Annotated in this window: 19 protein-coding genes; 12 read left to right on the top strand and 7 right to left on the bottom strand. The window is 73.8% G+C overall.

Annotated features, from left to right (window positions below):
• Positions 1–45: 45 nt before the first annotated feature.
• Positions 46–1,074 carry an iron ABC transporter substrate-binding protein gene (locus tag L3X23_RS20860; protein WP_237193823.1) on the bottom strand — a complete coding sequence of 343 codons (1,029 nt, stop codon included), beginning with the start codon at positions 1,072–1,074 and terminating at the stop codon, positions 46–48.
• Positions 1,075–1,172: 98 nt separating this feature from the next.
• Between L3X23_RS20860 and L3X23_RS20855 the strand changes: the two genes are divergently transcribed.
• From L3X23_RS20855 to L3X23_RS20840, 4 genes are read left to right on the top strand one after another with little or no spacing between them, the layout of a single operon-like run.
• On the top strand, positions 1,173–1,736 hold the full coding sequence (locus L3X23_RS20855; protein WP_237193822.1) for a response regulator transcription factor: 564 nt from the start codon (positions 1,173–1,175) through the stop codon (positions 1,734–1,736).
• A complete protein-coding gene (locus L3X23_RS20850; protein ID WP_237198084.1) occupies positions 1,736–2,968 on the top strand; it encodes a sensor histidine kinase in 1,233 nt (410 codons plus the stop codon). The genes L3X23_RS20855 and L3X23_RS20850 overlap by 1 nt, the downstream gene beginning before the upstream one ends.
• Before the next feature lie 54 nt (positions 2,969–3,022).
• Positions 3,023–3,976 (top strand): endonuclease/exonuclease/phosphatase family protein, encoded by a 954-nt coding sequence (locus L3X23_RS20845; protein WP_237193821.1) that lies wholly within the window; start codon positions 3,023–3,025, stop codon positions 3,974–3,976.
• Complete coding sequence (locus L3X23_RS20840; RefSeq protein WP_237193820.1) at positions 3,973–5,112, top strand: cystathionine gamma-synthase; 1,140 nt, start codon at positions 3,973–3,975, stop codon at positions 5,110–5,112. Before L3X23_RS20845 ends, L3X23_RS20840 begins: the two co-directional genes overlap by 4 nt.
• A gap of 65 nt (positions 5,113–5,177) precedes the next feature.
• On the opposite strand, the gene L3X23_RS20835 is transcribed toward L3X23_RS20840, so the two are convergent.
• On the bottom strand, positions 5,178–5,414 hold the full coding sequence (locus L3X23_RS20835; protein ID WP_093083674.1) for a hypothetical protein: 237 nt from the start codon (positions 5,412–5,414) through the stop codon (positions 5,178–5,180).
• A 95-nt stretch (positions 5,415–5,509) separates the two neighbouring features.
• On the opposite strand from L3X23_RS20835, the gene ilvA reads away from it, so the two are divergent.
• A complete protein-coding gene (gene ilvA / locus L3X23_RS20830; RefSeq protein ID WP_374204881.1) occupies positions 5,510–6,787 on the top strand; it encodes a threonine ammonia-lyase in 1,278 nt (425 codons plus the stop codon).
• Here the strand turns inward: ilvA and greA are convergent.
• Complete coding sequence (gene greA, locus L3X23_RS20825) at positions 6,784–7,272, bottom strand: transcription elongation factor GreA (RefSeq protein WP_093084229.1); 489 nt, start codon at positions 7,270–7,272, stop codon at positions 6,784–6,786. The two genes, ilvA and greA, sit on opposite strands and share 4 nt — an antisense overlap.
• 323 nt (positions 7,273–7,595) lie before the next feature.
• On the opposite strand from greA, the gene mca reads away from it, so the two are divergent.
• The 4 genes from mca (at position 7,596) to L3X23_RS20805 (ending at position 11,437) form a co-directional block, all read left to right on the top strand.
• The gene (gene mca / locus L3X23_RS20820) at positions 7,596–8,498 is read left to right on the top strand and encodes a mycothiol conjugate amidase Mca (protein ID WP_237193819.1); all 903 of its coding nucleotides are present in this window, start codon (positions 7,596–7,598) and stop codon (positions 8,496–8,498) included.
• Between the two features lie 10 nt (positions 8,499–8,508).
• A complete protein-coding gene (locus L3X23_RS20815; protein WP_143030037.1) occupies positions 8,509–8,763 on the top strand; it encodes a hypothetical protein in 255 nt (84 codons plus the stop codon).
• A 23-nt stretch (positions 8,764–8,786) separates the two neighbouring features.
• Positions 8,787–10,778, top strand: coding sequence for a thioredoxin domain-containing protein (locus tag L3X23_RS20810; protein WP_237193817.1), 1,992 nt, complete (start codon positions 8,787–8,789; stop codon positions 10,776–10,778).
• A 65-nt stretch (positions 10,779–10,843) separates the two neighbouring features.
• A complete protein-coding gene (locus tag L3X23_RS20805; protein WP_093084232.1) occupies positions 10,844–11,437 on the top strand; it encodes a hypothetical protein in 594 nt (197 codons plus the stop codon).
• A gap of 120 nt (positions 11,438–11,557) precedes the next feature.
• Here L3X23_RS20805 and L3X23_RS20800 read toward each other — a convergent pair whose 3' ends face one another.
• Positions 11,558–12,187, bottom strand: coding sequence for a hemolysin III family protein (locus L3X23_RS20800; RefSeq protein ID WP_237198082.1), 630 nt, complete (start codon positions 12,185–12,187; stop codon positions 11,558–11,560).
• A 166-nt stretch (positions 12,188–12,353) separates the two neighbouring features.
• Here L3X23_RS20800 and L3X23_RS20795 point away from each other — a divergent pair, with 166 nt between their 5' ends.
• A complete protein-coding gene (locus L3X23_RS20795; RefSeq protein ID WP_237193813.1) occupies positions 12,354–13,121 on the top strand; it encodes an isoprenyl transferase in 768 nt (255 codons plus the stop codon).
• A gap of 90 nt (positions 13,122–13,211) precedes the next feature.
• Here L3X23_RS20795 and L3X23_RS20790 read toward each other — a convergent pair whose 3' ends face one another.
• Both L3X23_RS20790 and L3X23_RS20785 read right to left on the bottom strand, forming a co-directional pair.
• On the bottom strand, positions 13,212–13,550 hold the full coding sequence (locus L3X23_RS20790) for a hypothetical protein (RefSeq protein ID WP_237193811.1): 339 nt from the start codon (positions 13,548–13,550) through the stop codon (positions 13,212–13,214).
• Between the two features lie 272 nt (positions 13,551–13,822).
• Positions 13,823–14,179 (bottom strand): hypothetical protein, encoded by a 357-nt coding sequence (locus L3X23_RS20785; protein WP_237193809.1) that lies wholly within the window; start codon positions 14,177–14,179, stop codon positions 13,823–13,825.
• A gap of 280 nt (positions 14,180–14,459) precedes the next feature.
• On the opposite strand from L3X23_RS20785, the gene L3X23_RS20780 reads away from it, so the two are divergent.
• On the top strand, positions 14,460–15,731 hold the full coding sequence (locus L3X23_RS20780; protein WP_237193807.1) for a DUF885 domain-containing protein: 1,272 nt from the start codon (positions 14,460–14,462) through the stop codon (positions 15,729–15,731).
• 241 nt (positions 15,732–15,972) lie between these two features.
• A complete protein-coding gene (locus L3X23_RS20775; protein ID WP_237193804.1) occupies positions 15,973–17,319 on the top strand; it encodes a PhoH family protein in 1,347 nt (448 codons plus the stop codon).
• A 78-nt stretch (positions 17,320–17,397) separates the two neighbouring features.
• Here the strand turns inward: L3X23_RS20775 and L3X23_RS20770 are convergent, their stop codons facing one another.
• Positions 17,398–18,837 (bottom strand): GuaB1 family IMP dehydrogenase-related protein, encoded by a 1,440-nt coding sequence (locus tag L3X23_RS20770; RefSeq protein ID WP_237193802.1) that lies wholly within the window; start codon positions 18,835–18,837, stop codon positions 17,398–17,400.
• Positions 18,838–18,843: the final 6 nt, after the last annotated feature.

Raw genomic sequence — 18,843 nt, 5'->3', positions numbered from 1 at the left:
CGGCGGCGGCCGCGCTGAGCGCGGCCGCCGCGGTGAGGGGGCGGTTCAGATCAGCCCCACACTCTGGATCAGCGCGACGGTCTGCTCCAGCGACGCCAGGTCGGACAGGTTCAGCTCCGGCCCGCCGAGCTGGTCGAGCGCGGGCGCGCCCGTGGGCTGCGGCGCGCCCGCGACCAGCGGGTACTCGGTGGTCTCCTCGGCGAAGTAGGTCTGCGCGGCGGGCGAGACCAGGTACCGGACGAGCTCGAGGGCCTCCGCGGAGCCCGCGGCGCCGCCGAGGATCCCGGCGCCGGTGACGTTGACCAACGCGCTGACCGAACCCGGGTCGCCGAACTTGAGCTGGGCCCGCTGTGCGGTGGGGTCGCCCTCGGCCCGCGTCCAGTAGTAGTGGTTGATCAGGCCGATGCCCGCGGCGCCGGAGTTCACGGCCTCCAGGATCGCGCCGTTGCTCTGGTGGATCTGCACGTCGTTGGCGCGCAGGCCCTCCAGCCAGGCGCGGGCGGCGTCCTCGCCCTCGGTGACCCGCAGCGCGGTGACGTGCGCCTGGAAGGACGCGTTGGTGGGCGCGATCGCCACCCGCCCGCGCCACTGCGGCTCGACGAGCGTCCGGATGTCGCCGGGCGCCTGCTCGGCGGTCACCGTCCGGCTGTCGTACGCGACGACCCGGGCCCGGCCGGTCAGCCCGACCCACGAGCCGTCCCGCGAGGTGTAGTCGGCGGGCACCGCGCCGGTGACGTCCGGGGGCAGCGGGGCGAACCGGCCGGCGTTCGCCAGCACACCCAGCGCGCCCGCGTCCTGGGAGAGGAAGACCTGGGCGGGGGTCTGCTCGCCCTCCTCCTGGAGTTGCGCGGCCATCTCGTTGGTCGAGCCGTAGCGGGCCTCGACCCGGATCCCGGACTCCTGCTCGAAGCGCTCGAGCAGGGGGCCGACCAGCTCCTCGTCGCGCCCGGAGTAGACGATGAGGGTCCGCTCGCCCGCGGGTGCGGCCGCCGAGGGTTGCTGCGCGGGGCTGCTGCAGGCGGTGAGCGCGGCGAGGCCGAAGGCGGCGATCGCGAGGCCGATCCGTGGGCGCATGAGGGTCCTGTTCGTCGGTATTGCCGGAAGTCGGCGCAGGGCAGGCTAACCTTGTTGCGACACGCAGTACCTTCCCGAGAATTGAGGGGGTCGCCGGGGTGGACGTGTTCCTCGTGGACGATCACCGCGTCTTCACCGACCTCCTGCGCCTCGGCCTCGACGCCTGCTCCGACCTGCGGTGTTCCGGCGTCGCGCACTCGCTCGCCGAGGCCCGGGCGGCCACCGTGGCGTACGACGTCGCCGTGGTCGACCTCCAGCTGCCGGACGGGAGCGGGCTCGCCCTGGTCGGTCCCCTGCAGCCGGTGCTCCTGCTGACCGCGCACCCGCACGCGGCCCGGCGGGCGGGCGTGGCGGGCGTGCTCGGCAAGGACGCGCCGCTCACCGAGATCCTCGCCGCGATCCGGACGGTGGCGGCGGGCGGCGTCCTCCCGCCCGCGTCGGACCGGCCTGCGGGCGCGCCGCGGCTCACCCCCCGCGAGCTGGACGTCCTCGCCGAGCTCGGGCGCGGCCGGGACGCGGCGCGCATCGCGACGGCCCTGGGCCTGTCGCTGCACACCGTCCGCGACCACATCCGGGCCCTGATGGGGAAGCTGGGTGCGCACTCCCAGCTCGAGGCCGTCGTCACCGCCGGGCGGCTGGGGCTGATCGCGGTCGGGTCGTGATGCTCCGCCACGCCGCGCTCGTCGCCGCCGCCGGCCTGGTGGTGTCCGCGCTCGTCACGCTCGGGGTGTGGCTCGTGGCGCGGGACGAGGCCGGACGCACCGCCGAGCGGGTCTCGCGGCAGGTGGCGCAGGCGGTCGCCGTGCCGCTCGAGGACCGCGACCTGCGGGAACCGGGGCTGCGCGCGGGCGTGCTCGCCGACCTCGAGCCGTTCCTGCGCTCGGGGATGGTGTTCCGGATCAAGATCTGGCTCGTCGAGGGCGCGAACGTGCGGATCGTGTTCTCCGACGAGGCCCGCGTCGAGACCGAGAGCAGGCCCTTCGACCCGGAGCTGGCACGGCGCCTCGACGCGGGCGAGGCCGTGGTCCTGGAGGTGCCGGACGACGCGGAGCACCGCTTCGAGATCGACCGGGCGGGCGCGCTGCGCGAGGTGTTCCTCGGCTTCACCGACGCGGCGGGCAACCCGGCGCGGTTCGAGGTCTACGTGCCCGTGGACGTCTCCGGCACCATCCGCTACGCCATGCAGGTCCTGCTGCCGCTCGCGCTGGTCGGGGTGTTCGGCCTGGGCGTGGTGCTGCTGGTGCTGGCCCGGGGCGTCGACCGGGTCCGCCGCGAGCGGCAGGACGCGCTGCACTACGGGCTGGCCGCCGCCGAGCTCGCCCGCCGCGACCTGGCGCGGCGGCTGCACGACGACGTCGTCCCCGACCTCGCGTCGGCGGGCCTGATGCTGGACCTGGCCGAGACGGACCCCGCGCTGGTCGCCCGCGCCCGCGGCGTCGTCGCGGACAACGTCCGGCGGCTGCGCAGCGTGCTGACCGACCTGGTCCCGCCCGCGGTGACCGGCGCGGACGCCCCCGCCGCGTTCGCCCGGCTCGGCGCCGGGCTCGGGGCGGAGGTGCAGGTCGCGCCGGACCTGCGGATGGGCACCGACGCCGCCGTCCTGCTGCACCGGATCGCCGGAGAGCTGCTGCGCAACGCCGTCGCCCACAGCGGGGCGGAGCGGATCACGCTGCGGGTCGGGCGGGGGGAGCCCGGCTGGGCGGTCGTCGAGGTCGAGGACGACGGCCGGGGCTTCGACCCCGCCGCCGGACCGGCGGAGGGACACCTCGGGCTGCTCCTGGTCCGCCGCGCCGTCGAGGACGCCGGTGGTCGGATGACCATCACCAGCGCACCGGGGGAGGGGGCGCGGGTGGCGGTCACGGTCCCGGAGGCGCACGCCCCCGCGCCCGTCTGAGGCGGTCCGGAACGCCACACCGTCCTCTCAGGCGGCGTCGCTACGGTCGGGCCCATGCGCAGAACCCTGCTCGCGGCGGCCCTCGGTGCGGGGGCGGCGGTCGCCGTCCTGCCGGACCGGATCGGTCTGGACCGGTGGCACCCCTTCACCGCGCTCGCGGCCCTGCGCCCGCAGACCGTCGGGGCGACGGCCCTGGTCGCCTGCCTGCTCGGCACCCGGCGGACCACCCGCCCCGCAGGCGTCGCGGTCGGGGCGGTGGCGGCGGCGGGCGCGGCCGGGCTCGTGTCCCGGGCGACCCGCCGCACCTCCGCGCGGACGGACCCGAACGCCCAGCCCGACCTGCTGGTGCTGGCCGCCAACGTGTGGAACGGCCGCGCGGACGCGGGCGCCCTGGCCACGCTGATCGCCCGGGAACGGCCGGACCTGGTCAGCCTGCCCGAGTCCGGCGAGGGCTTCCGCGAGAAGCTCATGCCCCTGCTCGACGGCCTCGGCTACCGCTCCTGGGTGTCCACCGAGCCCGGCAGGCCCGACAGCTGGTCGGTCACCCTCCTCGCCGCCGAACGGGTGGGCGAGGTGGAGGTCGGCTCCGGGCCCGAGCTGCGCCGCCAGCACCTGTGGGCGCGGGGCGGGCTGCTGGGCGACCGCACGTTCTACGCCGTGCACCCGCAGGCCCCGATGGCCCGCTGGCAGGCCCGGGTGTGGCGGCGCGACCTCGCCTCGATCGGGCGGTGGACGGCGACCCTGCCCGCCCCGATCGTGGCCGGGGACTTCAACGCCACCCTCGACCACGGGCCGTTCCGGGCCTGCCTGTCCGGCGTGCGGGACTCCGCCGAGGGCACGGGCGCGGGCTTGACCGGCACCTACCACGCGGGGTTGCCGCGGTGGGCCGGGATCCGGATCGACCACGTGCTGATCCCGCGCGAGTCGGTGACGACCCGCTACGAGGTCGTCGACCTCCCGGGGTCCGACCACCGCGCGGTGCTCGTGGGTCTAACCTCGCCCAGATGAAGGGCTTCTCCACACGCGCCATCCACGCTGGTCAGGAACCCGACCCGACCACGGGCGCGGTGATCGTCCCCATCCACGCCAGCTCGACGTTCGCCCAGGACGGCGTCGGCGGGCTGCGCAGCGGCTACGAGTACTCCCGCTCGGCCAACCCGACCCGCACGGCGCTGCAGGAGTGTCTGGCCGCCCTCGAGGGCGGCGCGCACGGTTTCGCGTTCGGCTCCGGCATGGGCGCCTCGGACGTGCTGCTGCGGGTGCTGGTCAAGCCCGGGGACCACATCGTCATCCCGCACGACGCCTACGGGGGCACCTTCCGGCTCGTCGACAAGGTGCTGACGCAGTGGGGGGTCACCTACTCCACGGTCGACCTCGCGGACATCGACGCGCTGCGGGCCGCGCTGCGCCCGCAGACCCGGGTGATCTGGTGCGAGACCCCCACCAACCCGCTGCTCGGCATCGCGGACATCGCGGCGCTGGCCGAGGTCAAGGGCGCGGCGCGGCTGGTCGTCGACAACACCTTCGCCTCGCCGTACCTGCAGCAGCCGCTCGCGCTGGGCGCGGACGTGGTGCTGCACTCCACGACCAAGTACGTGGGCGGGCACTCGGACGTCGTCGGCGGGGCCCTGGTCCTGGACGACGACGGGCTGGCCGAGCAGATCCGGTTCACCCAGAACTCCGTGGGCTCGGTCCCCGGCCCCTTCGACGCCTGGCTGACCCTGCGCGGCGCCAAGACCCTCGCGGTCCGCATGGAGCGGCACAGCGACAACGCCGAGCAGGTGGCCCAGGCCCTCGCCGCGCACCCCGCGGTGTCGACCGTGCTCTACCCCGGCCTGCCCGACCACCCCGGCCACGCGATCGCCGCCCGGCAGATGCGCCGCTTCGGCGGGATGGTGTCCTTCACGGTGAAGGCGGGCAAGGAGGCCGCGCTCAAGGTCTGCGCGGGCACCGAGCTGTTCACCCTCGCCGAGTCCCTCGGTGGGGTGGAGTCGCTGATCGAGCACCCGGGCGAGATGACCCACGCGTCCGTGGCGGGATCGGTGCTCGAGGTCCCGGACTCCCTCGTGCGCCTCTCGGTCGGCATCGAGGACGCGGCGGACCTGGTCGAGGACCTCACCCACGCCCTGGACGCCGCGCGCTGACGTTCGTGCGCTGACGCGCCCGTGCGTGGTAAGTGGTGCCAGAGCACCACTTACCACTCACGACCTCAGCCGCGGGCCGGGACCGAGGTCGCGGCGGACTCGACCGGCGGGGCCTGCGGAACCACCAGGTCGGCGGGGTCGAAGCAGCCGCCCACCAGCTGGTAGCCGCCCTGGACCCGCTCGTAGTGGCCCGGGTCGGCGCACCCCGCCTGGTCCACGGTCACGATCGCGAGCGTGCCCAACAGGGCCGCGGCCGCCAGCGGGACGACCGCGCGCAGCCCCACCGCGCTCCGCACCCGCATGCCGCCCCCACTGCTCTCGCGCCGCCCGCGTCGATCACCGTTCGGGGCGGTCCCGCTCACTGCGAGGCTACCCGCTGCGATGGCACGATGCCGGGGTGAGTCCGTCCCCGGAGGCCGAGTCCGCCGTGCCCGCCGTCCCCGCGGCGCCCGTCGGCGTCGCCGAGATCCTCGCCGCCCGGGACCTGCTCGCCGGCGTCACCCGCACCACGCCCGTCACCCGCTCCCGCGCGCTCAGCGAGGCGGTGGGCGGGCCGGTGTGGTTCAAGTGCGAGAACCTGCAGCGCACGGGCTCGTTCAAGATCCGAGGGGCGTACACCCGGCTGTCCCGGCTCACCGCGGACGAGCGGGCCCACGGGGTGGTGGCGGCGAGCGCGGGCAACCACGCGCAGGGGGTGGCGCTCGCGGCCCGGCTGCTGGGCATCGAGGCCACCGTGTTCATGCCGAACGGCGCTGCGCTGCCCAAGGTCGACGCGACGCGCGGCTACGGCGCCGCCGTCCGGCTCGCGGGGGACACCGTGGACGACGCACTCGTCGCCGCCCTGGCGCACGCCGAGCGCACCGGAGCGGTGCTGATCCACCCGTTCGACCATCCGGACGTGCTGGCCGGTCAGGGCACCGTGGGGCTCGAGATCTCGGACCAGGTGCCGGACGTGGCCACCGTGCTCGTCGCGACGGGCGGCGGTGGCCTGCTGGGCGGGGTCGCGGCGGCGGTCAAGGCGCGTCGACCGCAGACCCGGGTCGTGGGGGTGCAGGCGGCGGGCGCCGCGGCCTGGCCCGCCTCCCTCGCGGCGGGCGAGCCGCTCCCGTTGGGCGCCATGCGCACGATCGCGGACGGCATCGCCGTCGGCAGGCCGGGGGACGTCACGTTCCGGCAGGTCCAGGCGCTGGTGGACGAGTTCGTGACCGTCGGCGAGGACTCGCTGTCGCGGGCGCTGCTCTTCAGTCTGGAACGGGCGAAGATGCTGGTCGAGCCCGCGGGCGCGGCCCCGGTCGCCGCGCTGCTCGACGATCCCGGCCGCTACGAGCCGCCGGTCGTCGCCGTGCTCTCCGGCGGGAACGTCGACCCGATCGTCCTGCTGCACGTCATCCAGAACGGCATGGCCTCCGCCGCGCGCTACCTGTCCCTGCAGGTCCGGGTGGGGGACCGGCCGGGGGCGCTCGCCACGCTGCTCACCGAGGTGGCCGGGCTCGGCGCCAACGTGGTCGACGTGGCGCACACCCGGGTGAACGCGACCGTGCCGATGGGCGAGGTCGACGTGGCGCTGAGCATGGAGACGCGCGGCCCCGAGCACTGCCGTGAGCTGGTCGGGGCCCTACGGGACGCCGGTCACCGCGTGACGGTGACCGGCGCGCCGGAGAACATGGGGTTCTAAGCGGTGAAGGGCTCGATGTCGACGAGCGTGACCTTCATGGAGCCGCCGTTGGGCAGCTCGTAGGAGCGCTCCTCGCCCTTCTTGGCGCCGAGCAGCGCGGCACCGAGCGGGGAGTTCGGCGAGATGACCTGCAGGCCGCCCGCGCTGCCCTCCTCGCGCGAGCCGAGCAGCATCTTCTCGGTGTCCGGGTCGTCCTCGTACTTCACCGTGAGGACGGTGCCGGGGGCGGCCTGGTCCGCGCTGGTGGGCGAGGTGCCGACCTGGGCGGTGCGCAGCAGCTCCTGGAGCTGGCGGATCCGGGCCTCCTGCTGGCCCTGCTCCTCGCGTGCGGCGTGGTACCCGCCGTTCTCCTTCAGGTCGCCCTCCTCGCGGCGGGCGTTGATCTCGGCGGCGATGACCGGACGGTTCGCGATCAGGGCGTCCAGCTCCGTCTTGAGCCGGTCGAAGGCATCCTGGGTGAGCCAGGTCACCTGAGTCTCCGTCACGGTCATCACTCCTCCAGCGGAACCGGATCCGCACGGCGCGGTCCGGGGCGCCCGGCGGCACGCACGGGCACGGAACTTTCTGGGCCGCCGATACGAACCGGCCCCGAGTATGGAAAAACACGACCCGCTTGCGAGCCGTGTGCCGAAGACCTTAGCACGGGACCGACCGCTCGGCGCGGACTTCAGACGAACGGACGAGTGGGCCGCAGAGTTCCCCGGCCGGTGATAATCGCTGGTCGGGGCGGTACGGGAAGCCTCGCGGGGACTGTGGCGTTGGCCGTACCGAAGAGAAACCGTCGGACCGTTCTGCAAGGATTTCACCCATGACCCCTCGCGAGCCGAACCACGAGCCGATGCGGCTCATGAGCGTGCACGCCCACCCGGACGACGAGTCGAGCAAGGGTGCGGCCACCTCGGCGCGGTACGTCGACGAGGGCCACGAGGTCATGGTCGTCACCTGCACCGGGGGCGAGGCGGGCAGCATCCTGAACCCGGCGATGGACCGGCCCGAGGTGCTCGAGAACATGGCCGCCATCCGGCGTACGGAGATGGCCCGGGCGGCCGAGATCCTCGGCGTCCAGCACCGCTGGCTCGGCTACGTCGACTCCGGCCTGCCGGAGGGCGACCCGCTGCCGCCGCTGCCCGAAGGCTGTTTCGCGCTCACCCCGCTCGAGGGCCCCACCGCGGCGCTGGTGGCGCTGATCCGCGAGTTCCGGCCGCACGTCGTCGTGACCTACGACGAGAACGGCGGGTACCCGCACCCCGACCACATCCGCACCCACGAGGTGTCGATGGCCGCGCTCGACGCGGCGGCGGACCCCGAGCAGTTCCCCGAGGCGGGCCCGGCCTGGCAGGTGCTGAAGGTCTACTACTCGCACGGGTTCTCCCGGGCGCGGATCCTGGCCTTCGACGCGGCGCTGAAGAAGGCGGGCCTGGAGTCGCCGTGGGGCGAGTGGATCGCCCGGTTCGACGACCGGCCGGACCCCGGCGAGCGGGTCACCACCCGCGTCGAGTGTGCGGACTGGTTCGAGCGCAGGGACGACGCGCTGCGCGCCCACGCCACCCAGATCGACCCGACGAGCCGCTGGTTCTTCACCCCCATGGAGATCCAGCGCGAGATCTGGCCGTGGGAGGAGTACGAGCTCGTCCGCTCGCTCGTCCCCACCACCGTCCCGGAGGACGACCTGTTCGCCGGCCTGCGCGAACCGGCTCTGCGTGCCGGGTAGCCTGGGGTTCATGCTGGTCGAGCTGGTCCCCACGGGTGAGACGGTGGCGACCGTGCTCGCCCAGAACCCCGAGCCCCCGGCCAACCAGGGCGAGGAGTTCGGCAAGGCGTCCCCGGTCGCGCTCGTCGTGATCCTGGTGCTGGCGGTGGCGACCATCGCGTTGATCGTGTCGATGACCCGCCGGATCCGCAGGCTCCCGCAGTCGTTCGACGAGGCCCCGGAGGACTCCGAGGCGACCGAGCAGCAGTCGGAGAAGCAGCCCTAGCGGCACGCTCCTAGCCTGGGGTCATGCCGAACCGGCTCGCCCAGGCGACCAGCCCGTACCTGCTCCAGCACGCCGACAACCCGATCGACTGGCAGCCCTGGTCGGCGGAGGCGTTCGCGGAGGCCCGCCGCCGGGACGTGCCCGTCCTGCTCTCGGTGGGCTACGCCGCCTGCCACTGGTGTCACGTCATGGCGCACGAGTCGTTCGAGGACGCCGCCACCGCCGAGCAGGTCAACCGGGACTTCGTGGCGATCAAGGTCGACCGCGAGGAACGCCCGGACGTCGACGCCGTCTACATGGCGGCCGTCCAGGCCATGACCGGCCAGGGTGGCTGGCCGATGACGTGCTTCCTCACCCCCGACGGCGAGCCCTTCCACTGCGGCACCTACTACCCGCCGACCCCGCGGCACGGCATGCCGGGCTTCCGCCAGCTGCTCGACGCCGTCACCACGGCCTGGACCCGGGACGGCGAGCGGGTCCGCACCGGGGCCGCGGAGATCGCCCGCTCGCTCGCCTCGGTCGAGCTCCCGGCGCCCGCGGCGGTCTCGCCGGAGGTGCTGGCCGAAGCCGTCGCGACCCTCGCCCGGGAGTTCGACGACGTCCGCGGCGGGTTCGGCGGCGCGCCCAAGTTCCCGCCGTCGATGGTCCTGGAGGCGCTGCTGCGCCACCACGAACGCACCGGCTCGGCGCAGGCCCTCGCGCTGGTCGTCCGCACGGGCGAGGCGATGGCCCGCGGCGGGATCCACGACCAGCTCGTCGGCGGTTTCGCCCGCTACAGCGTCGACGCGGGCTGGGTGGTCCCCCACTTCGAGAAGATGCTCTACGACAACGCGCTGCTCCTGCGCGTCTACGCCCATCTCGCCCGCCGCACCGGGTCGGCGCTGTTCACCCGCGTCGCGCGGGACACGGCCGAGTTCCTGCTCCGCGACCTGCGCACCCCGGAGGGCGGGTTCGCCTCGGCGCTGGACGCGGACACGGACGGGACCGAGGGCCTGACCTACGCCTGGACCCCGGCCCAGCTCGCGGAGGTGCTCACGCCCGAGGACGCGACGTGGGCCGCGCAGCTGCTCGAGGTCACCGAGGCGGGCACGTTCGAGCACGGCTCGTCGACCCTGCAGCTGCGGCGCGACCCCGACGACCCGCAGCGCTGGCAGCGGATCCGCACGGTCCTCGCCGCGTCGCGCTCGCTGCGCCCCCAGCCCGCGCGGGACGACAAGGTCGTCACGGCGTGGAACGGGCTCGCGGTCCAGTCCCTCGCCGAGGCGGGTGCCGCCCTCGACCAGCCGGAGTGGGTCGCGGCCGCAGGCGAGTGCGCGGACCTGCTGCTCGGCCTGCACCGGGTGGACGGCAGGCTCCGCCGCTCGTCGCGAGACGGCGTGGTCGGGGCGGCGGCCGGAGTGCTCGACGACCACGCCTGCCTCGCCGAAGGCCTGCTCGCCCTGCACCAGGCCACCGGCGACCCCGCCCGGCTCACCGCCGCCGTCGAGCTGCTCGATCTCGCCGTCGCGCACTTCGCGGGCCCGGACGGCACCTGGTTCGACACCGCGGACGACGCCGAGGCCCTCCTGCACCGCCCCCGCGACATCACCGACAACGCCACCCCCAGCGGCGCGGCCGCGATGGCGAACGCGTTGCTGACCGCGTCCGTCCTCACCGACGGCCGACACCGCGACCGCGCCGAGGAGACGCTGCGCGTCGCGGGCGGTCTGCTTCCGCGCCACGCCCGGTTCGCGGGCCACTGGCTCACCGCCGCCGAGGCGATGGCCGCAGGCCCCCTCCAGGTCGCGATCGCGCTCGGGACGCCGGATCCCGGGGTGCCCGAGCTGCTGGCGCGGGCTCGCGCGCTGGCCCCCGGCGGCGCGGTCGTCGTCGCGGGGGTGCCGGACGCGCCCGGTGTCCCGCTGCTGGCGGACCGGCCGCTCGTCGACGGTGTCCCGGCCGCGTACGTCTGTCGCGGGTTCGTCTGCGACCGCCCCGTCACCAGCCCGGACGAGCTGGCGGGCCTGCTTCGCTGAGAGCGGACGCGACGTGTTGCAGTGTAATCTCGTAAGCATCTGGGAGGTGCGACATGACCGGACGGATGCACAAGGGATGGCACGGCGGCCGCGGCGGAGCCCGCGGCGGGCCGCGGGGCGGGTGGCAGCAGGCGGACCTGCCGGACACCGGCGACCTGGCGGCCTGGCTCTCCGGCAGGCTGCCGGACGACCTGTACACCGGGGCGCCGGACGTCACGGTGGACCGCGAGGAGATCGTGATCATCGGTGACCTGGCGCCCGTGGAGGGCGACTACCCGGACACCGACCAGGGCCGCGCCGAGCGGGCGGCCGCGGCCAGCGGCCGGATCGCCCGGTTCCGCGAGGACACCCGGGAGGCGCGGATCGAGGTCGCGCGCCAGGCCGAGCACCGCTACCAGCGCAAGGTGGCGTGGGGTGCCCGGATCGGCGACGTCGAGGAGCTCTTCACCACGGCCTCGGTGCCGGTGATGACCCGGCTCCGCCAGCCCGAGCGGATGGTGCTGGACACCCTCGTCGACTCGGGCGTGGCCCGCAGCCGCTCCGACGCGCTGGCCTGGGCCGTGCGCCTCGTCGGCCGCAACGCCGACACCTGGCTCGCCGACCTGCGCGAGGCCATGGCGAAGGTGGACGAGCTGCGCACCCAGGGCCCGGAGGGCTGAGCGGATTTCGCACGTTTCGTGCGCTCAGTGCTGCATGATCACCGGTTCTGTGCGCTCAGTGCGGCCCGCCCCGCACTGAGCGCACGAAACGTGCACACCCCCGCGGCCCGGCGCCGCCGCTCAGCCGGTGAACAGCGCGAACCAGATCGCGATCTGGTGGCAGACCGCGGCCAGGACCGTGGCCGCGTGGAAGAACTCGTGGTAGCCGAAGGTCCGAGGCCACGGGTTGGGCCAGTGCACGGCGTAGAAGATCGCGCCGACGGTGTAGAGCGCGCCGCCGACCAGCAGCAGCACCAGCGCCGCGACGCCGGCGTTCCGCAGCAGGTCCGGCAGCACGAACACCGCGACCCAGCCGAGCGCCAGGTAGATCGGCACGCCGACCCACTTCGGGGCGTGCGGCCAGGCCACCTTGAGGGCGACGCCGAGCAGCGCGCCGCCCCACACCGTGGCCAGCACCCAGCGCCCGGTCTCCCACGGCATGGCCAGCAGGGCGACCGGCGTGTACGTGCCCGCGATGAACACGAAGATCATCGAATGGTCGAGCCTGCGCATGATCAGCCTGCTGCGCGGGGTGGACCAGGTGCGCCGGTGGTAGAGCGCGCTGGTGCCGAACAGGCCGAGGATCGTGACGCTGTAGACCGACGTGGCCAACGCGGCGATCCCGCCGACCAGGCTGGCGGACACCGCGATCAGCGTGGCGCAGGCCGCGACCGAGACCACGAACGACCACAGATGTAGCCAACCCCGCATGCGCGGCTTGACGAACGGCACGTCCGCTGGCGGTGTCGCGGTCCCGGCGCTCACGCGACGAGGATACGGGATCTCCGGACACGCTCACGTGACCGCGCGGTGGCCGGTGGGTGAAGCACGCCGGAGGGACGAGCGCGCCGGACCGCCGGGCGTAGGCTTTCGCCCCGTGGGTGTTCGTGACCTGCTCTACTCGACCTACGAGGCGAGGCTCGCCCGGCGACTGGCAGGCCTCGCCCGGCCGCGCCATGTGGCCCTGATGCTCGACGGCAACCGGCGCTGGGCCCGTGACGCGGGGCTGGAGGACGTCAACGACGGCCACCGGGCCGGTGCCGCCAAGATCTCCGACCTGCTCGGATGGTGTACCGAGGCGCAGGTCGAGGTCGTCACGCTGTTCCTGCTCTCGACGGACAACCTGAACCGGCCGGACGACGAGCTGGTCCCGCTGCTCGACATCATCGCGGACGTCGTGGACGAGCTCAGCGGCCCGACGACGCCGTGGCGGCTGCGGGTCGTCGGTGCGTTGGAGCTGCTGCCCCCGCCGATGGCCGAGCGGCTCGCCGCGGCCGCGGCCCGCACCGCGGACCGCCCGGGCCTGCAGCTCAACGTCGCCGTCGGCTACGGCGGCAGGCAGGAGATCGCGGACGCCGTCCGCAAGCTGCTGTTGCAGCACGCGGAGTCCGGGACGTCGATCGAGGAGCTGGCCGAGGTCCTCGACGTCGACCACATCGCCGCGCACCTCTACACCTCCGGCCAACCCGACCCGGACCTGGTGATCCGGACGTCGGGGGAGCAGCGCCTCTCCGGCTTCCTGCTGTGGCAGAGCGCCCACTCGGAGTTCCACTTCTGCGAGGCCTACTGGCCCGAGTTCCGCCGCGTGGACTTCCTCCGCGCACTGCGGGACTACGCCGCCCGCCACCGCCGGTACGGCGCCTGACCGGAGCCCGACCGGGCCCCGGACACGCCGAAGGGCGCCGGACCGTGTGGTCCGACGCCCTTCGGAGGATCGAGCTCAGTCAGCTCGGATTCAGAGCGAGTCGCCCGCGCCCGAGATCTGGCCGCAGGAGCGGTCGGTGTCGGTGGCGATCGCGGTGTCGGCCTTCGCCTTGCCCAGGATGCCCAGGGCGCCGGTGGCGGCACCGACGATGTCCTTGACGTTGGCCTGGCCCGCGAGCAGACCGGCGTTGACCGGGACGTCGTTGTTGCAGGCCTGGATCGGCACGTTGACGTCGTTGCCGGAGACGTTGATCAGGCCCTTGCCCGAGCGGTCGATGCCGGTCGAGCTCTCGTGCGCGAACGCGACGGGGGCGAGGGCGACGGCCGAGGCGGCCGAGGCGGCGGCGACGACGGCGATCTTCTTCAGCACGTGAACTTCTCCTGTGAGTCGAGGGCTCGAGTTCTCGGGCCCAGACGAGTCGGTGTGCGACCGGGGAGCCCGCACCGACTGGAACGGAGTTTATGGCGTCTGGGCGGTTGATGAGAAATCGTATGACCCGTTCGTGTCATGACTTTTTCGCGAGCGAGGTTACGGTCTCGAACGGGTGATCCGGAATTCGTCGCCGAATTCGTTCAGAAATGCGGAGAGCCGGGCCCGCCGAAGCGGACCCGGCTCGTCACCGGTCGTGCGTGGGACTCAGCTCAGAGCGAGTCGCCCGCGCCCGACTTCTGGCCGCAGGAGCGGTCGGTGTCGGTCGCGATGTGGGTCGAGGCGGACGACTTGCCGAACAGCGCGGCCGCACCGGTCAGCGCGCCGGCCAGGTCCTTCACGTTGCCCTGCACCGCGCCGACGCCGGCGTTGACCGGGACGTCGTTGTTGCAGACCTGGAACGGCACGTTCGCGTCGTTGCCCGAGAGGTTGACCAGGCCCGAGCCCGAGCGGTCGATGCCGACGTGCTTGCCGCCCTCGTGGTGGGCCTCGCCGGCGAAGGCGAGCGGGGAGAGGGCGACGAGGGACGCGGCAACGCCGGCCACGACGATTCCAGCCTTCTTCAGCACAGTTTTTCTCCTGTTAAGTGCGGGGGCCGGCGGACCGGCTCCATTCGCGTCAGCGTCCGACCGGGGAGCCCGCGCTGACTGAGGAGAAAACTATCCCGGTGCGGGGGCGTGGACAAATCCCTTACCACCATCGTGTGGGTCCGCAACCCTGTGTTCGGTTATTCCCTGATTCGAGTGTATTTCGTGGTTCGCACATCTCCGGTTTCGGGCTTTTCGGAGGACGGAACGTGGTCGGCTCACTCCTCCGCGCAGGCGTCGCGCACGATCGTGGAGACACCCGGTGGCGGGTAGCGTGACCGGGATGCGGGCGGGTCGGGCCACGGTCACGGTGGTGGCACGTGACATCGCGCTGCTCGCGCTGCGATTGGACCGCGTGCGCCCCGGGTTGATCGAGTCGTGGACGGGCGACCCGGCACTGCGCAGGCACGTGTGGGACGAGCCGCGGCCCGCCCTGCGCGAGCTCGCCGCGGTGGCCGAGCGGCTCCGGCGGACGCTGGAGTACGTCGACCTCCCGCCCGTGCGGCGCGCCTTCCTGGCCGGAGAGCTGCAGGCGCTGGCCTACGCCGCGCGGGAGACCGGGGGAACCGCGGCCGAGGAGATCCGGGAGACCTACGGCGTGGTGGTGCGGCCGGGGGACCCGGACCGCTACCGGGAGGCGCACCGGAGGGTGGCCGAGCTGCTGCCCGGATCCGGCCCCCTCGCCGCCCGGCTCGCGGCCCTGCGCAGCGCGGACGAGGTGCCGCCGCCGCAGCGGACACGCGCGATCGGCGCGCTGGCGGCCGCGCTGCGCGACCGTTGCCGAGGCGTGGTCGAGCTCCCGGGAGACGAGGGCGTGCGGATCGAGCTCGTCGAGGGCAGGCCGTGGAGCGGGTTCACCCGGTACCTCGGGGCGGGCCGGTCCGTCGCGCGTTTCAGCGCGGACGCGCCGCTGCGCGCCGGGCAGCTCGCCCGCCTCGTCGCCCACGAGACCTACCCCGGCCACCACGTCGAGCACCTGCACCGGGCCGCCGCACGGGACCCCGAGCGGGCGCTGAGCCTCACCCACGGGCCGCGCGCCCTCGTCGTCGAGGGGGCGGCGGACCTGGCGCTGGACGCCGTCGTCGGGCCGGGGTGGGGGCCGTGGGCGGCGGACGTGCTGGCCGACGCCGGGGTGCGCACGGACGGTGCCCTCGCCGAGGCGCTCGACGAGGCCATGCTGCCGCTGCAACACGCCCGATTGGACGCCGCGCTGATGAACGACCCGGATGCCGCACGCGACCATCTCCGGCGCTGGCTCCTGCTCGACGACGCCCGCACCGAGCGCGTCATGCGCTTCGTCACCGATCCGCGCTGGCGCGCCTACACGGCGACCTACGTGATCGGGTTGCCGCTGGTCCGGGCGTTCTGGGCCGGTCACGCTCCGCGTTTTCGCAGGCTGTTGGCCGAACCACTGACCCCAGCGGCACTGGTTCCTCCGGCCCCGCCGGGATCGGCCGCCCGGCCGTCACCCGAAAGGGGTCTGACCGCGACGGACGGTGTCGATCACGCGATGAGCGGTCGGCCGTTCTGTTAATTCTCGGGACGGGTACGCCAGGTCACCCTTGACCGCATGAGGGTGACCGCTAGTAGCGTCTGCGGTGGCGGTGCGTCCCGATCGCATCGTCCGGGGAGGCCCTGAACGTGGTGTTGCGAAGCACCCGAGAGGGCCGGCACCCGGCCCTCGCGGGCGTGCGAGCACAGCTCGTGCACCCGCATCAGGGTCGGCCGGCCCACCGGAACAGTGGGCGCGGTGCCGCGCTCACGAGGGAGCACCCGTGACCGAACGTCGTACGGCCCCGGCTCACGCGAACAGCGACTCCACCGCTGCTCGTTGCTTCGTGCTCGACACCTCGGTACTCCTGTCCGACCCGTGGTCGCTGACCCGGTTCGACGAGCACCAGGTCGTCCTGCCGCTCGTGGTGATCTCCGAGCTCGAGGGCAAGCGACACCACCCCGAGCTCGGCTGGTTCGCCCGTGCGGCGCTCCGCCAGCTCGACGACCTCCGGATCCGCCACGGACGCCTCGACGCACCCGTGCCGATCGGCGAGGCGGGGGGAACCCTGCACGTGGAGCTGAACCACAGCGACCAGTCGGTGCTGCCGAGCGGATTCCGCACGGACAGCAACGACAGCCGGATCCTCGCCTGTGCGCTCAACCTCCAGGCGGACTACGGCACCTCGCGCCAGGTCGTGCTCGTCACCAAGGACATGCCGCTGCGGGTCAAGGCCGCCGCGGTGGGTCTGCCCGCCGACGAGTACCACGGCCAGGACGTCGTCCCCTCGGGTTGGACGGGGATGGCGGACGTCGAGGTGGCGGCGGAGGACGTGGACCGGCTGTTCCGCGACGGTGTGCTGGAGAACGCCGAGGCGGCCGAGCTGCCCTGCAACACGGGCATCCGGCTGATCGGCGGCACCCAGTCGGCGCTGGGGCGGGTCACGCCCGACAAGCAGATCAAGCTGGTCCGTGGGGACCGCGAAGCCTTCGGCCTGCACGGGCGCTCCGCCGAACAGCGGGTCGCGCTCGACCTCCTGCTCGACCCCGAGGTCGGGATCGTGTCCCTGGGCGGACGGGCCGGGACGGGGAAGTCCGCGCTCGCGCTGCTGGCAGGTCTCGAAGCCGTCATGGAGCGCCAGCAGCACCGCAAGATCGTGGTCTTCCGGCCGCTGTACGCCGTCGGGGGCCAGGAGCTCGGGTACCTGCCCGGCAGCGAGTCGGAGAAGATGGGCCCCTGGGCCCAGGCGGTGTTCGACACCCTCGGCGCCCTGGTCAGCCAGAACGTCCTCGACGAGATCATCGCGCGAGGCATGCTGGAGGTCCTGCCGCTGACCCACATCCGCGGCCGCTCCCTGCACGACACCTTCGTGATCGTCGACGAGGCCCAGTCCCTGGAGCGCAACGTGCTCCTGACGGTGCTGTCCCGGCTCGGCACGGCGAGCCGCGTGGTCCTCACCCACGACGTGGCCCAGCGGGACAACCTGCGCGTGGGCCGCCACGACGGGATCGCGGCGGTGATCGAGAAGCTGAAGGGCCACCCGTTGTTCGCCCACGTCACGCTCACCCGGTCCGAGCGCAGCCCCATCGCCGCGCTGGTCACGGAGATGCTGGAGGGCCCGAACGCCTAGCGCGAGCAGCGAACGGCGCGTTCGTTCACACCTGGTGAGCGAGCGCGCCGTTCGTGCCGGGTGGGGTGCGGCGGGGGCTCAGAGGCCGTGCGGGGTGCCCTCGGTGAAGCCTGCGACCGTCTGGATGCCGACCACCGCGCGCTCGTGGAGCTCGTTCAGCGATCGGGCGCCCGCGTAGGTGCAGGCGCTGCGGACGCCGGCGGCGATCCCGTCGAGCACGTCCTCGACGCCCGGGCGGGCCGGGTCGAGGTGCTGGCGCGAGCTGGAGATGCCCTCCTCGAACAGGCCCTTGCGCGCCCGGTCGAAGTCGTTGTCGCCCCGGGTGCGCGCGCTGACCGCCCGCTTCGAGGCCATGCCGAACGACTCCTTGTAGGGGCGGCCCTGCTCGTCTCGCTGCAGGTCGCCGGGGGACTCGTAGGTGCCCGCCAGCCAGGAGCCGATCATCACCGAGGCCGCCCCCGCGGAGAGGGCGAGCGCGACGTCCCGCGGGAACCGCACCCCGCCGTCCGCCCAGATGGTCACGCCCTCCTCGCGCGCGGCCGCCGCGCACTCCAGCACCGCGGAGAACTGCGGACGCCCCACGCCGGTCATCATCCGCGTGGTGCACATCGCGCCCGGCCCGACGCCGACCTTGATCACGTCGGCGCCCGCCTCGGCGAGGTCGCGGACCCCGGCAGCCGTCACGACGTTGCCCGCCGCGATCGGCACCGACAGCCCGGAGTCCCGCACGACCGCGCGCACGGCCCGCAGCGCCTCGATCATCTTGTCCTGGTGCCCGTGTGCGGTGTCGACGACGAGGACGTCGACCCCCGCGTCGAGCAGTGCCTTCGCCTTGGTCGGCACGTCGCCGTTGATCCCGATCGCGGCGGCGGTGCGCAGCCGACCCTGGGCGTCCAACGCCGGTGTGTAGATCCCGGCCCGGATCGCGCCGAGGGAGGTGAGCAGCCCGGCGAGCCGTCCCTCGTCGTCCAGGCCGAGGGCGACGCCGCTGCCGCCGAGGGCGTCGAAGACCTCCCGCGGCGCGGTGCCGAGCGGCAGTTGGACGGTGGAGGGGTCGAGCACGTCCGCGAGCCGGGTGAACCGGTCGACGCCCTGGCAGGCCGCCTCGTTGACGGTGCCGACGGGGCGGCCGCCGTCGTCGACGACCACGACGGTGTCGTGCGCCCGCTTGGGCAGCAGGTTCAGCGCGTCCGCCACCGCGTCCCCGGTGCGCAGGACGAGCGGGGTGTCCCACACCGGATGCCGGGACTTCAGCCAGGACACGATCCCCGCGACGGCCGACGGCGCGACGTCCTGCGGGAGCACGGTCAGGGCCCCGCGACGGGCCAGCGTCTCCGCCATCCGACGCCCCGCGACCGCCGTCATGTTGGCCGCGACCACGGGCACGGTGGCCCCGGTCCCGTCCGCGGTGGTGAGGTCGACGTCGAAGCGGGAGGTCACGGTGGACCGACTCGGGACGAGGAAGACGTCGTCGTAGGTGAGGTCGGTACGGGGCTCGTGCCCGTCGAGGAAGCGCACGGTGAG

This window comes from Pseudonocardia sp. WMMC193 (assembly GCF_021728735.1).
Lineage (GTDB): Bacteria > Actinomycetota > Actinomycetes > Mycobacteriales > Pseudonocardiaceae > Pseudonocardia > Pseudonocardia oroxyli.
Note: the sequence above shows the minus strand (reverse complement) of the source record. Positions and strands in the feature narration are given on the sequence as shown.